Genomic DNA, 15,465 nt, shown 5'->3' on the forward strand with positions numbered 1-15,465 from the left:
ATGAGATCCGACGCCGTCCACCGGGTGCTGGAAGAAGAGATCACCGAAGCCCGAACGCGCCGCGACGGCCGCCCGCCCCGAGTCCTGGACGTGGGCGGCGGCAGCGGGGTCTGGGCGGTGCCGCTGGCCAGCGCGGGCTGCGAGGTCACCGTCGTCGACCCCAGCCCCAACGCGCTCGCCACCCTGCAGCGCCGGGCCGCCGACGCCGGCGTCGACCGGCTCATCACCGCGCTGCAGGGCGACACCGAGGCGCTGCACGCGTTCGCGCCGCCCGGCGGGGCGGACCTGGTGCTCGGCCACGGGCTGCTGGAGTACGTCGACGACGTCGCCGGATCGCTGGCCTCGCTCACCGCGGCCACCGCGCCCGGCGGGGCCGTGTCCGTGCTCGTGTCCAACCGGTACGCGGCCGTGCTCGCCAGCGCGCTCGCCGGGCGGCCCGCCGACGCGCTGCACGTGCTCCGCGATGCCGACGGCCGGTACCGGGGCGGCGGGGACACCGTGCTGCGCCGCTTCGACGGCGACGAGCTCGCCCGGCGGATGCGGGAGGCGGGGCTCGACGTGGAACTCGTCCAGGGCCAAGGGGTGTTCACCGACCTCGTGCCCGGGTCCGTCGCCGAAGGCCAGGGGGCCGACGCGCTCGCCGAACTGGAGCGCGCCGCCGCGGCGACTCCACCGCTGCGGGACGTCGCCACCCGGCTGCACGCCATCGGCAGGCTCCGCGGCTGACCCGAAATCCCACGTCGCGCCCGGGGATTGCGCCGATCGGTTGATCCGACGGGATGATGTCGGCAACCTCGCGGGCGCGACCTGACCCCTGCGGGTAGTCGGGACGTCGCCGGAACCGTATCCTCGACGGTGACGCCCCCAAGCGTTCGCCGGGTTCCCACTCCGGAGGTGTGCCCTCCGGGTTCCGGCGCCACTGAGTTACCTGTGCCGGAGGAGGAGCCATGCCACTCTCCGAGCACGAGCAGCGACTGCTCGACCAGATCGAGCGCGCGCTCTACGCCGAGGATCCGAAGTTCGTCTCCACCGTGCGTGGCGGCCGGTTGCACCGACCGTCCCGGCGGCGCCGCCTGCAAGGCATCGCCGTGTTCGTGCTGGGGTTGATCCTGCTGGTGCTCGGCGTGGTGATACCGGTCAAGCCGGCCGATATCCCCGTGGTGAGCGTGGTCGGCTTCCTCGTGATGTTCGGCGGAGCAGTTCTGGTGCTGTCCGCGATGCGTGGTGGCAGCCAGGAAGCTGAATCCGAGGGGGAGGGGAGCGCAGGCCCGGCGTCCGGTGGAGACCGGAAGAAGCCCGAGCCGCGAGCGCGCGGTTCCTTCGCCCAGCGGATGGAAGAACGCTTCCGGAAGCGGTTCGAGCAGTAGTCCCGACAGGGACGGCGGAGGCCGGAGATCGTCGACCCCACGGGTCGGCGATCCGTCCTCATCACCTGGCCCGATGGTCTGATGACCGTCGGGCTGGTTCTTTTTCCGGGGGTCTTCCCCTGATGCCCGCGACCACCCGACCGGTGCCGGTCGCCGCCCGGACGGTTTCCGGGACCGGCGGCTTGGCCGACCCGGCTGGTCAGGACTCGGATCGACGACCGGCGGCCTGGCCGACCCGGCTGGTCAGGACTCGGATCGACGACCGGCGGCCTGGCCGACCCGGCTGATCAGGACTCGGATCGACCGTGCCGGGCCGCCGCCGGGAACACCGAGCGTGGGAACAGGCGGTGCCGCCACGGCAGCGGTGCACCGGCGCGCAGGCCCGCCAGCGCCCGCGGGAGCGCCTCGGCGGGCGCGGTGATCTCGGTGGACACCGGATGGCCCGACGGGGCGTACCAGTCGTGCTCCACCGCCGCGACCAGGTCGTGGACCGAGCGCACCGCATCCTCCGGCAGCTCCGCGGACTCGACGATCGTGGTCGCGGTCGTGCGGACCGTGCCCGCGGCGTCCGGACGGTGGCCACCCCGATCGGTGTGCTCGTCGAGCAGTTCCTGCCACGCCGCGCTCGCCGCGCCACGGCCACCAGCACGCACCACGGCCAACCGCCGCCTGCGGCGGAACTCCCGCAGCGCCAGCGGGGCCGCGCCCAGCGCCAGCGCCGCCGGCAGCACCAGGCCCACCGCGAGCCACGCGCCCGAGCCGCTGGACTGCCCGGCCTCCGGGGCCTGCGGCTGCTCGGCGTCCCCGGGAACGGGGGTCTGCGACGGGGTCGTCGAGGGCTCCGGCGACGGCTGCTGCGACTGGCCGGGCGCCGGGGCCGGGGTCGGCGCGGGCGCCGGCGGGCTCAGGTAGTCCGGCAGCGAGGTGCGGCCGTCGGCCAGCGGCGTCGGATCGAACGTCACCCAGCCGTAGCGCGGGAAGAACGCCTCTACCCACGCGTGCGCGTCGTTCGTGGTGATCACGCGCTCGTCGCCGTCCTGCTCGCCGGGAGTGAAGCCCACGGCGACCCGGGCGGGCACGCCCACCGACCGCAGCAGCACACCCATCGACGAGGCGTACTGCTCGCAGAAGCCGCGCTTGCCGCGGAACAGGAAGTCCTCCAGGGCGTTCCCGCTCGTCGACGGCGCCGTGGTCAGGTCGTAGCGGAAGCCGTTCGAGCGATCGGTGAAGAACCGCTGCAGCGCCACGGCCTTGTCGAAGTCGGTCGGCGCGTCCGCGGTGATCTGCCGGGCCAGGTCCGCGATGCGCGGCGACACCCCGCTCGCGTCCGTGTAGGCCGGGTCGACCTCGGCCGGGCCGCTCGTCGCGCGCAGCTGCTGCGGCGTCGGTGACGGCAGCGCCACGTCCTCCACGTAGGGCCTGCTCTCCTGCCGGACCTGGGTGAACACCACGCCGCTGGTCGGGTCGTAGTTCCACTGCTCGCCCATGCCGGTCACCCCGCGCGGCACCCCGAAGACCGGCAGCCACGGGTCGCGGTAGCCCACCGGGTCGATCCGCACCGTCGCCGTCGGGCCCGGCGCCAGCTCCTCGGTGCCGTTCGGCAACGGCAGCGGGTGCTGCCGGGCGTCTACGCCCGAGGTCAGCTTGCCCAGCTCCCAGCCGCGGCCCGGGTCGAAGTGCTGCAAGGTCATGGCCCGCAGGTAGGCGCGCTGCGGCAGCCCGCTCACCCGGAACAGGTCCACCGGGTCGTCCCGGTCCAGCTGGCCGCGCAGCGAGGTGAACGGCCGCAGGCCGATGCCACCGTTCGCCGAGCCGTAGCCCGTGGACGCGCCACCCGGCAACCGGCCCTCGGTGCCGACCCCGGTGAACACCACCCCGCTCAGCACCGCCAGCACCCCGGCGGCCGCCACCAGCGCCACGCCCCGGTGGTCGAACCGGGCCAGCGGGGAGGAACCCGACGCGGCCTGCCGGTGCCTGCCCGAACACGCCAGCAGCAGCGCGAACCCCGCCGCGCCCGCCGCGAACGTCCACCACGGCAGCATGTTCGGCGCCAGCGACGCCGGGATCGCCACCACGCACAGCAGCACCAGGCCGGCGACCGCGGGCACCGCGGCGGCCACCGCGATCACGTCGACCAGCAGCGCGACCACGCCGATGCCGAGGCACAGCAGCACCTGCAACGGGGGCTCCGCCGGGACCGGCGGCACGCCCTCCCGGGCCACCTGCATCGCCTGCCCCAGCAGACCGGACAGCTCGCCGAACGCCGCCGGTCCGGGCAGGAAACCGAGCACCGCCTGGCCGGTGAACAACGTAGAGAGCAGCACCGCCGAGGCGCACAGCTGCGCGAGCACCACCAGCGGCGGCCACCAGCGCAGCGTGCGGCCGAGAAGTCCGACCCCGGCCACCACGAACACCGCCAGCGCCACCGGCGGCACCCAGCGCGCATCGCTCACGATCCCGGTGAACGAGGTCGACACCGCCAGCGAGGCAATCGCTGCGGCCGCCGTGGCCGCAGCCGTCGTGTCCGCAGGGCGCACCCGGGTGCTCACGAGACCACCCCCGGTGCCGCCGACGCGACCTGGCACAACCGGCCCCACGAGCCCGCCAGCGACGCCCGCGGTCCGTCGACCACCACCACCGACCAGCCGGAGGCGCGCAGCCGGTCCGCGGTGCGCTGCGGGGAGAAGGAGCCGTCCGCCGGATCGCCCGCCCACGCCCGCACGTCCAGCAGCAGCGCGAGGCTGCGCGCCCGTTCGGGGCGCAGCCGGGACAGCTCCTGCACCCCGGCGGTGCTGGTGGCGCCCAAGATCGCGATCAGTTCCTGGCCGCTGCCCGGGTCCTGCGGGCACACCAGGTCGCGCTGCGCGGACGGGCGCACCGCCGCCAGCGCGTCCAGCATCGCCGCGTCGTCGTGACCCCCGTCGAAGGGACCCGGACCGCCGCTGAGCGTCGCCGCGTCCTCGGTGACCAGCCGCACCTGCTGGCCGTGCGCGTGCAGGTGCGAGCAGACGCTGGCCGCCGCCGACACCGCCCATTCCAGGCTCGCCGCCGCGCCGGTGCCGCGGTGCGCCGCGGACCGCCGGTCCAGCAGCACCGTCACGCCGCCGTGCCACGGCCGTTCCTCGACGCGCACCATCAGCTCGTCCCGCTTCGCGGTGCTCTTCCAGTGCACGCGGCGGATGTCGTCGCCGTGCCGGTACTCGCGGACCATCGTGTCGTCGTCGCCGTGCCCGGCCCGCAGCCGCGTCGAACCGTCCTCGCCGGTGCCGAGCCCGGAACCGGCGGGCAGCCCGCCCAACGGCACCACCTTCGGCACCGCGACCAGCCTGCTGCGGCCGGCGAGCTCGTGCTCGAACTCGGTGAGCCCGAACGGGTCGCCGATCCGGGTCTTCAGCGGCCCGATCTGGTGGATGCCGCGCAGCCCGGGGCTCGCCGGGTACTCCAGCACCGCGCCCGCCCTGGGCACCGTTTCGAGGCGGAACCGCGGCCGGCCGCCCAGCGCGTGCGGCACCCCGTCCTCCAGCCGCAGTCCGCCCATCGGCACCGCGGACGAGCCGGTCAGGTGCAGGCGCACCGAAGCGCTCCCGCCCACCGGTACCCGGCCCGGCAGCACCTCGCGGCGCGCCCGGATCCCGTGCTTCACCCGGCCCGCCAGCAGCAGCGCCAGCAGCGGCAGCACCACGACGAACGCCGCGATCCGCAGGAGATCCCGTTCGTCGAGCACCACCGAGCACACCGCCGCGGCCACGCCCGCCGCCAGCAGGCAGCGGCCGCGCACCGTCAGGCCGGAGAGCACGCGACTACCGCCGTTGTCCGGAGTCGCCGCGCGGCACATCGACCCGGCGCAGCAGCGAGCGCACCAGGTCGGAGGCGGAGCGGCGGGTCGCGCGGGCCTCGCTGGTCAGCACCAGGCGGTGCGCCAGCACCGGCACCGCCACGTCCTGCACGTCGTCCGGCACCACGTACTCGCGGCCGGACAGCGCCGCCTGGGCGCGGGCCGCGCGCACCAGCTGCAAGGTGGACCGCGGCGAGGCGCCCAGCCGCAGCTCCGGCAGCGTGCGCGTCGCGGTGACCAGTTCGATCACGTAGCGGCGCAGCTCGGTGCTGACGTGCACGTCGCGCACCGCCCGCAGCAGCGCGCGCACCTGGTCGGCGTCGGTGACCGGGCGCAGCTGGTCCATCGGGTCCCGGCCCGCGTGGTCGTCGACCATCGCCAGCTCGGCCTGCTGGTCGGGGTAGCCGATGGACACCCGCGCGGTGAACCGGTCGCGCTGCGCCTCCGGCAGCGCGTAGGTGCCTTCCATCTCGATCGGGTTCTGGGTGGCGATGACCATGAACGGCGCGTGCAGCTCGTAGGTCTCGCCGTCGACCGTGACCTGGTCCTCCTCCATGCATTCGAGCAGGGCGGACTGGGTCTTCGGGGAGGCGCGGTTGATCTCGTCGCCGACCACGATGTTCGCGAACACCGGGCCGGGCCGGAACTCGAAGGCCTCCGCCTGCCGGTTGTACAGCGAGACGCCGGTGATGTCGCTGGGCAGCAGGTCGGGGGTGAACTGGATGCGGTTCACCGTGCAGTCGATGGAGCGGGCGAGGGCCTTGGCCAGCGAGGTCTTGCCGACACCGGGCACGTCCTCCACCAGGAGGTGGCCCTCGGCGAGCATGGTCACCAGCGCGATCCGGACCACTTCGGGCTTGCCGACGAGCACCTGCTCGACGTTGGCGGCGATGCGCTGCACGGTGTCGTGCAGCGCGGCGATCGTCGCGGGTTCGGACTCCCGCACGTACCCGCCGCTGCCGCGGGATGCCGCGTCGGCGTGCCCGCCACCGGCGAACGCGGTGCCGGACGTGGGCATGTTGGGCGTCACGAAACCTCCAGGTGTTCGCTGAGCGCCGCGGTGAACCGCCGTCCGCGTCGACGAGGGCCGCCTGCTCCGTCGACCGGTGACGGGTGCTCGGCGGTCGCGCGCTCAGGTGCCTCCGCAGTGTGCCAAACCGGAGGTGGCCGCCGTACCGGTGCCGGTGGCCTGGGGCGTTCCCCACGTTCCCCCACCGGAGCCCCCGGGATCACCGCCGGAAGCGGGTCGATCTCGGTTCCGGCTCGGTCGGCGGTCCTCCGGAGGGGGCGCCGGCTCGTGCTCCCCCACCCGCCCCCCACCCCGGCCGGCTTTCCTTCAGAGGCCCGCTAGCTGGGCAAACGTCCGACACGCCGAGGCGTGTCGGACGGCGTTCCAGGTTGACGGTGGAGTGGAGTGGGGTACTGTGGCGCTCGGTGGGGCAGACGGGGGCTCCGCCCGGCTCCGGGGAGTGCGGGGTGGTCGGCAGCGCCGGTCTCCCGGCGGGACGGGAGTCGTCGGACCGGAGCGGTCCGGGAGGGGGAGGTGGACCGGGATGTTCCTCGGCACCCACAACCCCAAGCTCGACGACAAAGGGCGTCTGACGCTGCCGGCGAAGTACCGGGACGCACTGGCAGGGGGGCTGATGGTCACCAAAGGACAGGACCACTGCCTGTACGTCTTCCCGCGCGCCGAGTTCGAGCAGATGGCCCGCAAGGTCGCCGAGGCCCCGCTGACCAACGAGTCCGTCCGCGCCTACCAGCGGTACCTGTTCGCGGGCACCGATGAGCAGCGCCCGGACGGGCAGGGGCGGATCCCGATCGCCGCCGAGCTGCGCCGCTACGCGGGCCTGGAGAAGGACTGCGTGGTCATCGGCGCGATCAACCGGCTGGAGATCTGGAACTCCGAGAGCTGGCAGAACTACCTCGACGCGCACGAGGAGAGCTACGCGCAGGCCCGGGAGGAGGTCCTGCCCGGGATCTTCTAGCCATCCCGGTGGCGTGAGGCCTCGGTCCGCTCACGTGTCCTGGTGCACCTTCCCCGGCGCCAGAACGTCCGGAGCGGACTGGGACCTGGGGCCACCGGGCGCGGTGGATCTCGACGGACGGGCATCGTCCACAATGGACAACTATGGCCGTCGTGCTCCGGGAGCGCGGCGGTGGTGATCGGGCCGGTGCGCGCACCGGCCCGGCTCGTACCGGCCGGGAGCCGGGACGGGTGGCACGACCCGCCGGGGAGGGCGGGAGGACCAGGCCGGGGGCGAACCCGCGGCCGGGACGAAGGGTTGCGGTGACCGTGAACGGTTCGCGGGAGGGAGGGACCGCCGTGGCGGAGAACGACGTGCCGGGGGACACCGGCGGGGGTTCCGCCCGCGACAGGCACGTGCCGGTCGCGCTGGACCGGACGCTGGAGCTGCTGGCGCCCGCGCTGGACCGCGGCCCGGCGGTCGTGGTGGACGCGACGCTCGGCATGGGTGGCCACGCCGAGGCGCTGCTGCGCGCGCACCCCGAACTCACCCTGGTCGGGCTGGACCGGGACCCGCAGGCGCTGCGGCTCGCGGGGGAGCGGCTCGCCGCCTACCGGGACCGGCTGCACCTGGTGCACGCCGTCTACGACGAGTGGGCCGAGGTGCTCGACGACCTCGGGCTGCCCGCGGTGGACGGGGCGCTGTTCGACCTCGGCGTGTCCTCGCTGCAGCTCGACGAAGCCGACCGCGGCTTCGCCTACGCGCAGGACGCGCCGCTGGACATGCGGATGGACCCGGGCGCCGAGCGCACCGCCGCCGACGTGCTCAACACCTACCCGCCCGGCGAACTGGCGCGCATCCTGCGCCAGTACGGCGAGGAGCGGTTCGCCTCGAAGATCGCCGGGGCGATCGCGCGGGAACGGGCGAAGGAACCCTTCGTCGACAGCGACCGCCTGGTCCAGCTGCTCTACGACACCGTCCCCGCGGCCAGCCGCCGCACCGGCGGGCACCCGGCCAAGCGCACCTTCCAGGCGCTGCGGATCGAGGTCAACGCCGAGCTGGACGTGCTCGGCCGGGCGCTGCCCGCCGCGCTCGACTCGCTCGCCGGCGGCGGGCGGATCGTGGTGCTCGCCTACCACTCGCTGGAGGACCGGATCGTCAAGCGCGGCCTGGGCGAGCGCGCCACCTCGCGCACCCCGGTCGACCTGCCGGTGGAACTGCCCGGGCACGGCCCCGAACTGCGGCTGCTCACCCGCGGCGCCGAACTCGCCGGTGAACAGGAACGAGCGGACAACCCGCGGGCCGCCTCGGTGCGGCTGCGCGCCGCCGAACGGATCAAGGAGTCGGCATGACGGCACCCGCACGCGCCAAGACGGCTGCATCGCGCACCGGCTCCGCCGCGAAGAAGAAGGACCCGGCGAAGCGGAAGGCGCAGTCGACGACCGCCAAGTCGACGACGGCCAAGTCGACCACCGCGAAGACGCCGCAGACCAAGACGCAGAAGAAGACCCCGCGCGGCCGGTCCGCCGCCGCCGAGCGCGCCTACGCGCGCCGCGAAGAACGCCGGGACCGCACCACGCGGGAACCTGCCGAGCGCAGGCCCCGCCGCCAGCGCCAAGCCGCCGAGCAGCGCCAGCCGCGGCAGTGGCGGCTCGCCGCGGTGCGCCCGCGCGCCCGGCAGCTGCAGGCGAAGGTCGCGACCTCCCGCGTCCCGCTCGTCGTCGCCGTGATGGCGGTGCTCGGCGTCGGGCTGGTGGCGACGCTGTCGCTGTCGATCGCCGCCGTCGGCGGCTCCTACCGGCTGCAGCAGGTCGAGCAGGACGTCACCGCGCTCAACGAGCACCGGGAGCAGCTGCTCCGCGAGGTCAGCAACATCGACTCGACGCCCGCGCTGCAGCGCAAGGCCACCGAGCTCGGCATGGTGCCACCACCCGGGCCGCCTGCCCACCTGGTGGTGAGCCCGGACGGCTCGATCAACGTGGTCGGTGAACCGCAGCAGGCCAGCGGCCCGCCCGCCCCGCCCGCACCGCAGCCGCCCGCGCCCGCGGACGCACCGGAGCCGCCCGCGGCGCCGAACCCGTCCGTCGAGCAGGGCGCGCCGCAGCCGGACCCGGCGCAGCGGCAGGCCGCGGCCGTCCCGGCGGTGGAGGGCGACTGATGGTCCGCAGGGGGACGCGGGCCGCGAAGGGAAAGCGGACCGCGCGCACCGACGTGGCCGGCAGCGGCAGGCGGTTGCGCATCGGCCGGTTGTTACTGGTGCTGGCGCTGGTGCTCACCGGCACCAAACTGATCCTGGTGCAGGGCTTCGACGCGCAGCAGCTGTCCGCGGCCGCGGCCCGGCAGCGCACCACCAGCGACTCGATCCCCGCCGAGCGCGGCTCGTTCACCGACCGCAGCGGGAACGTGCTCGCCTTCAGCAGCGAAGCCCGCCAGCTGTACGCGACACCGCGGCGGCTCGCCGAAGAGCAGGACAAGGCGCACGCCGAAGACCCGAGCGAACCCACCGCCGACCAGTACAAGCGGGAGATCGCCCGGTACATCACCCAGACCCTCGGCCCCCGGGTCCACGAGCAGGACGTGCTCGCCGCGCTGTTCGCCGACACCACCTACACGACCATCGGGCCGCTGATCGAGCCCGCGCTCGCCCGGAAGATCACCGAGAAGTACTCGCAGATCGGCCAGGAGTACCGCGCCACCCGCGAATACCCGGCCGGGGAGAACGGCGCGAACGTGCTCGGCGGCGCCCGGTGGAGCCAGGACGCGCGCAAGATCGAAGGCAGGCTCGGGCTGGAGAGCTCGCTGGACAAGCTGCTCGCCGGGACCGACGGGAAGAAGGTCTCCGACACGGCGATGGGCAGCGACCTGGTCATCCCCGGCACCGAACGGGAGCTGGAACCGGCCATCCCCGGATCCGACGTGGAACTCACGCTGGACTCCGACCTGCAGTACATGGTGCAGAACAAGCTGTCCGACTACGCGACCAAGACCGGGGCGCGCAGCGCCAGCGCCGCCGTGCTCGACGCGCACACCGGTGAGGTGTACGCGCTGGCCAACGACAAGTCCTTCGACCCGAACGCGCCCGCGTGGGGACCCGACGGACTCGGCAACCCGGCGGTGACCAACCCGTTCGAACCCGGCTCGGTGAACAAGGTGATCACCGCGGCCGGGGCCATCGAGGACGGGCTGGTGCGCCCGGAGACCGTGCTGCAGGTGCCCGGCAAGATCAAGGTCGCGGACCGGACCGTCGGCGACGCGTGGGCGCACGGCACCATTCCGCTCACCTTCACCGGCGTGCTCGGCAAGTCCTCCAACGTCGGCACCCTGATGACCGCGCAACGGCTCGGGGAGGACCGGTTCAACGACCTGGTGCACAAGTTCGGGCTCGGCGAGACCACCGGCATCGGACTGCCCGGGGAGAGCGCCGGGTTCGTGCCCGCCCGCGAGGACTGGTCCGGCAGCACCTTCGCGAACCTGCCCATCGGGCAGGGCCTGTCGATGACCGTGCTGCAGATGGCCGGGATGTACCAGGCGATCGCCAACGACGGCGTGCGGATGCCGCCCCGCGTGATCGCCGCGGAGACCGGGCCGGACGGCGTGCGGGTGCCGCGGCCGCGGCCGGAAGGCGTGCGGGTCGTCAGCCCGGAGACCGCGACCACGGTGCGGGACATGATGCGCTCCGTCGTGCAGGACGCGCCGCAGCAGCAGGGCACCGGCAAGGCGGCCGCGCTGGACGGCTACCAGATCTCCGGCAAGACCGGCACCGCGCAGCAGATCGATCCGGACTGCAAGTGCTACAGCAACGACACCTACTGGATCACCTTCACCGGCATCGTCCCCTCGGACAACCCGCGGTTCGTGGTGGCGCTGATGCTGGACGCGCCGGGCGGCGGGGCCTCCGCGGCACCGCTGTTCCACGACGTCGCCGCCTACCTGACGCAGCGGTACAAGATCCCGCTGTCGTCCGGGCCTGCCCCGGTGCAGACCCTGCAGGTGCGGTGACGGCCGCGGCCTGACCGGCGGTCAATCCGCCCGGATGTGCGCGGTCTGCACGAACTGCCGCCCGCCGCGCGACGCCCTGCTGACCAGGGTGCCGCGGCCCGGCGGCAGGCTCGTCACGGCCGCCGTGCCGATCAGCTCGCCCTCGCGTTCGTCGGCGCTCAGCAGCAGACCAGGGGCTCCGCCCGCGCGCAGCGCCGTGAGCAGCGGGTCCTGGTCCTCGCCCGCCCCGGCCGCAGCGCGCGTGAGCACCAGGTGCAGGCCCAGCTCGGCGGACTGCGCGACGAACTCGGCCAGCGGTGCCAACGGGTTCTCCCCGGCAGCGCACAGCAGCTCGTAGTCGTCGACCACCACGAACAGCTCCGGACCCGTCCACCAGGACCGGTTGCGCAGCTGCTCCCGGGGGAGGTCCGGGCCGGGCCGCCGCGTGCGCAACGTGACCACCAGCTCCCGCACCACCGCGCGCACCTGGTCGAGGTTCACCGCGTGCTCCTTCGAGTGCTCGGTGCGCAGGAACCCGAGCAGCGAGCGCCGCAGGTCCACCAGCACCACCGCGGCCTCCTGCGGTGAGTAGCGGGTGGTGATGCCGCGCAGCACCGTCCGCAGCAGCGAGGTCCGGCCGGACTGGGGCTCGCCGAACGCGTAGAAGTGCGGATCGGCCCGGAAATCCAGGTAGACGGGGTCCATGCCGTGCTCGTTCACCCCGATCGGCACCATCGACGGACGCGGCTGCTCCTCCGGTGCGGGCAACCGGTCGTACGGCAGCATCGTCGGCAGCAGCCGCACCCGCGGGGCCCGCATGCCGGGCCAGGTGTCGCGCAACCGGGCGCGCAGCGCGGCGACCGCGGCCGCGGAACCGTCGCCCACCGGGTGCGGCAGCGCGGTGAACATGTGCCGCTTCGTCGGGTGCAGCCCGCGCCCCGGGAGGTCCTGCGGGACCCGGGCGGCGGCCTCCGGGGAGATCTCGGATTCCGCCGGATCGGCCAGCCGCAGCTCCAGCCGCGTGCCCAGCAGCTTCTTGAGCGCCGGGCGGATCTCCGGCCAGCGGTGCGCGGTGACCACCACGTGCAGCCCGAACTCCCGGCCTTGGGAGGCGAGGTCGACCACGTCCCGGTCCACGCCGTCGAACTCGCGCTGCAGCGCGGTCCACCCGTCGATGATCAGGAACACGTCGCCGTACCGGTCGTCGTCCGGGTTCTCGCCGCGCCGCCGCCGATCGCGGTAGCCGGCCATCGAATCGATGCCGCGCTCGATGAACCGGGCCTCCCGCCACGCCAGCAGGGTGCGCAGCTCCGCGATCGTGCCGCGCAGCACGTCCGGCTCGTGCCGCCCCGACACGGCGCCCACGTGCGGCAGCTTCCGCAGGTCGTGCAGCTCGCCACCGCCCAGGTCGACGCAGTAGAACTGCACCTCCCGCGGGGTGTGAGTCAGGGCGAGCGACAGCAGCAGGGTGCGGACGGCGACGGACTTCCCGGAACCCGCCTCGCCGACGATCCCGACGTGCCCGGAGCCGCCGGAGAGGTCGACCTGCGCGGGGCGCTGCTGGTGCTCGAACGGCAGGTCCGCCATGCCGATCGACGCGCACAGCCGCGGTTCGTCGGCCCGCGTCGCCGGTGGTGGCAGCAGCTGCTCCAGCGCGGGTGGTTCCCGCAGCGGCGGTGTCAGGATCCGCCGGGCCGCCGGGCCGGTGCCGCGCATCCGCCGCACCGCGAATTCCAGCTCGGTCGGGGAGTCCGGGCCGCGGTCGCCGTGCTTCCGCTCCGACGCGCAGGCCGGGCGGAAGCGCACGGTCCCGCCGGGATGGTGCAGGTCGCCGCTGCGGGGCGGGTCCGCGGTTTCCGGGGCGCCGGTCGGCCGTCCGGTGGAGCCGTGGAGCTCGACGCGGTAGGTCGGCTCGCCGCCGATCAGGTCCGCGTCCGGGTCGCGAGCCGCCAGCAGCAGTTGCACCTGCAGCGATCGCCCGACCTTCCCGATGATCCGGAGCAGCTCGAGCAGTTCGGGGGAGCGGCGAGCCAGCTCGTCGGCCCCGTCGATCACCACGAGCAGCATCGGCATCGGCGGCAGGTCCTGGTCGACCCCGGAGTCCTGGTCCACCCGCAGGCCCCGGTACTCCCACACGGTCCGCGTGCGCACCTTGTCGAGGCTGGTCTGCCGGTGCTGGATCTCCCCGGCCAGCGCCTCGCACAACCGGTCCAGCTGTTCCGGGTCCTCGATCGCGGCGGGGACCAGGGCCGCGACGTGCGGCGCGTCCCGGAAGGAGCCGAACGCGGCGCCGCCCGCGTGCTCGACGAGCACCACGGTGAGCTCTTCGGGGGAGTGCGTGGCCAGCAGCGACAGCACCGCGGTCCGCAGGAGCTCGGACTTGCCGGCGCCCGCCGCGCCGAGGCACAGCCCGTGCGGTCCCATGCCGCCGTGGGCGGCCTCCTTCAGGTCGAGGACCGCGACCGCGCCGTCGTCCTCGTCGCAGCCGAAGCCGATCGTCGCCCGGTAGCGCTCCGCCACCGGGCCCGGCTGCCAAGCCACGGCGGGATCGAACTCGGTGACGTCCCGGCCGGTCAGCAGCGGGAACAGCGCGGTGGTCGGCGTCGGGGCCGAGGCCGGAGCCAGAGCCGGAGTCGAAACCGAAGCCTGATCCGAAGCCGAAGCCGAAGCCGAAACCTGATCCGAAACCGAAGCCAGGGCCGGAGTCGAAGCCGGTGCGGGCACCGGCGCCGGTGGGTCGGGTTCCGCCGGTGCGCCGGCGGTGTCGACCGGCGCGGGGCTCAGCTCGGTGATGGCACCTTCGGCTTCGTCGGACCACGGCTGGGCGACCTGGAACTTCCGGTCCTCGTGCAGCGCCCAGCCGGTGGCCGGCAGCTGCGCCGACAGCTCCGGGTTCCTCGATTCCGCCGGGTCCGCCAAGGGCAGTTCGATCCGCCCCCGCATCAGGTCCAGCAGCTCGTCGGGCAGCTCCGACCAGCGGCGGGCGGTGACCAGGACGTGCACGCCGAACTTCGGGCCGTCGTCGGCGATCCGCACCACCGCGTCCGCCAGGCCCGGCACCCGCTCGGCGAACCAAGCCCAGCCGTCGATGATCAGGAACGTCTCGGAGTGGTCGCCGTCCGGCAGCAGGTCCGGTCGTTCCCGGCGCAGCCTGCGGTACTTCTCGATGGTGCCGATGCCGGTCGGGAACAGGTCGCGCCGCTCTTCGATGAGCGCCGCGACCTGGCCCAGCAGCTCTGCCACGGCCTCGGGGGTGTGGCCCGCCGAGGACACCTGGGGGAGCGCGCCGAGCGCGCCGCCGCCGTCCAGGCACTTGAACTGGAGCTGGTCGGCGCCGAACGTGGCGGTCAACCCGATGATCAAGGTGTGCAGCAGCGTCGACTTGCCGGACCGGATGTGGCCCACCACCGCGACGTGCTCGCTGGTCCGGAACACGTCCAGGTCGACGATCCGGCCGGGGCCGCGGTTCGTCTCGTCGGTGCGCCCGATCGGCACCGGCATCGTCGGCGGGGCGTCGTCCGCGCGTTCGGCGAGGAGTTCGGTGATCCGCAGCGGCGCACGGGCGGGTTGCCGGGACGGCGCGCCGCGGACCCGGCAGAACGGCATGTCCCCGTACTGGGTCCCGCCGCGGCCGGGCGTCTGCTTGCCGTACTTGGTCACCTCGTCGCTCACGAACTTGTACAGCTCGTTGAACGTCAGCTTCCCGTCGCCGTCCAGGTCGGGGGTGCCGGACCGCATCGCCTCGATGATCGCCGCGGTGAACCGGGAGCCGGGCCGGGACCCCTCGTCGGAGGTGACCCGGCGCTCGTAGGCGTACTCGATCGCGTTGGTGGCGGTCATCGTGAACAGCCCGGATCCGAGCAGCTCGGTCACGTTCACCGGTTCGCCCGCCCGGTGCGCCGAACCGTGGTTGAACACGCCGCTGTAGCAGCAGTCCAGCAGGATCGCCGCCGACCCGGCCTGCGATTCCGTGGCGATCCGGTGCACCACCTCCGCGGGCACGGCCGTCGAGTACGGCAGTTGCACGTCGGTGTCGGTGGCGGCGAAGAACAGCTGGTTGTCGTCGTTCTTGATGCCGTGCCCGGCGATGTACAGCAGCACCAGGTCGGTGTCGTCCCGGTCCTGGAAGAGGGTTTCGACGCGCCGTTCGATCTCCGCCTTCGTCCCGTTGATCACGAGGTGCGCGGTGTCGTAGTGGCCGAGCTCGCGGTCGGCGAGCAGCGTCCGGAGTTCGTGCGCCTCCTCCACGGTGTGCAGGTCGCGCAAGCCCGGCGCGAAGTACCTCGAGGTCGCCACCAGCAGGGCGTATCTGCCCACCGCG

10 protein-coding genes are annotated in these 15,465 nt (G+C 73.9%); 6 read left to right on the top strand and 4 right to left on the bottom strand.

From position 1 onward, the window contains the following. Both ABZ805_RS07760 and ABZ805_RS07765 read left to right on the top strand, forming a co-directional pair. Complete coding sequence (locus tag ABZ805_RS07760) at positions 1–726, top strand: class I SAM-dependent methyltransferase (protein ID WP_358435953.1); 726 nt, start codon at positions 1–3, stop codon at positions 724–726. A gap of 221 nt (positions 727–947) precedes the next feature. Then, entirely contained in the window at positions 948–1,367 is a 420-nt protein-coding gene (locus ABZ805_RS07765; RefSeq protein ID WP_358435956.1) for a DUF3040 domain-containing protein, read from the top strand. Between the two features lie 287 nt (positions 1,368–1,654). On the opposite strand, the gene ABZ805_RS07770 is transcribed toward ABZ805_RS07765, so the two are convergent. From ABZ805_RS07770 to ABZ805_RS07780, 3 genes are all read right to left on the bottom strand, one after another. Then, a complete protein-coding gene (locus ABZ805_RS07770; protein WP_358435959.1) occupies positions 1,655–3,844 on the bottom strand; it encodes a DUF3488 and transglutaminase-like domain-containing protein in 2,190 nt (729 codons plus the stop codon). Between the two features lie 68 nt (positions 3,845–3,912). Then, positions 3,913–5,163 (bottom strand): DUF58 domain-containing protein, encoded by a 1,251-nt coding sequence (locus ABZ805_RS07775; RefSeq protein WP_358435962.1) that lies wholly within the window; start codon positions 5,161–5,163, stop codon positions 3,913–3,915. A 4-nt stretch (positions 5,164–5,167) separates the two neighbouring features. Then, positions 5,168–6,232, bottom strand: a complete 1,065-nt coding sequence (locus ABZ805_RS07780) for a MoxR family ATPase (protein ID WP_358435964.1) — start codon at positions 6,230–6,232, stop codon at positions 5,168–5,170. Between the two features lie 523 nt (positions 6,233–6,755). On the opposite strand from ABZ805_RS07780, the gene mraZ reads away from it, so the two are divergent. The 4 genes from mraZ to ABZ805_RS07800 all read left to right on the top strand — a co-directional run bounded on the left by mraZ (position 6,756) and on the right by ABZ805_RS07800 (position 11,165). After that, complete coding sequence (gene mraZ, locus ABZ805_RS07785; protein WP_358435967.1) at positions 6,756–7,187, top strand: division/cell wall cluster transcriptional repressor MraZ; 432 nt, start codon at positions 6,756–6,758, stop codon at positions 7,185–7,187. 338 nt (positions 7,188–7,525) lie between these two features. Beyond that, complete coding sequence (rsmH, locus tag ABZ805_RS07790) at positions 7,526–8,518, top strand: 16S rRNA (cytosine(1402)-N(4))-methyltransferase RsmH (RefSeq protein WP_358435970.1); 993 nt, start codon at positions 7,526–7,528, stop codon at positions 8,516–8,518. Next, entirely contained in the window at positions 8,515–9,324 is an 810-nt protein-coding gene (locus ABZ805_RS07795; RefSeq protein ID WP_358435973.1) for a hypothetical protein, read from the top strand. Before rsmH ends, ABZ805_RS07795 begins: the two co-directional genes overlap by 4 nt. Next, positions 9,324–11,165 carry a penicillin-binding protein 2 gene (locus ABZ805_RS07800; RefSeq protein WP_358435976.1) on the top strand — a complete coding sequence of 614 codons (1,842 nt, stop codon included), beginning with the start codon at positions 9,324–9,326 and terminating at the stop codon, positions 11,163–11,165. Before ABZ805_RS07795 ends, ABZ805_RS07800 begins: the two co-directional genes overlap by 1 nt. Positions 11,166–11,186: 21 nt before the next feature. On the opposite strand, the gene eccCb is transcribed toward ABZ805_RS07800, so the two are convergent. Continuing rightward, a complete protein-coding gene (gene eccCb, locus ABZ805_RS07805; RefSeq protein WP_358435979.1) occupies positions 11,187–15,461 on the bottom strand; it encodes a type VII secretion protein EccCb in 4,275 nt (1,424 codons plus the stop codon). Positions 15,462–15,465: the final 4 nt, after the last annotated feature.

Source organism: Saccharopolyspora sp. NPDC047091 (genome assembly GCF_040643635.1).
GTDB lineage: Bacteria > Actinomycetota > Actinomycetes > Mycobacteriales > Pseudonocardiaceae > Saccharopolyspora_C.

What these genes read in the sequence shown, in the direction of transcription:
- ABZ805_RS07800 (WP_358435976.1), top strand. Translation starts at nt 9,324, where the DNA reads ATGGTCCGCAGGGGGACGCGGGCCGCGAAGGGAAAGCGGACCGCGCGC.
- ABZ805_RS07795 (WP_358435973.1), top strand. Translation starts at nt 8,515, where the DNA reads ATGACGGCACCCGCACGCGCCAAGACGGCTGCATCGCGCACCGGCTCC.
- ABZ805_RS07765 (WP_358435956.1), top strand. Translation starts at nt 948, where the DNA reads ATGCCACTCTCCGAGCACGAGCAGCGACTGCTCGACCAGATCGAGCGC.
- mraZ (WP_358435967.1), top strand. Translation starts at nt 6,756, where the DNA reads ATGTTCCTCGGCACCCACAACCCCAAGCTCGACGACAAAGGGCGTCTG.
- ABZ805_RS07760 (WP_358435953.1), top strand. Translation starts at nt 1, where the DNA reads ATGAGATCCGACGCCGTCCACCGGGTGCTGGAAGAAGAGATCACCGAA.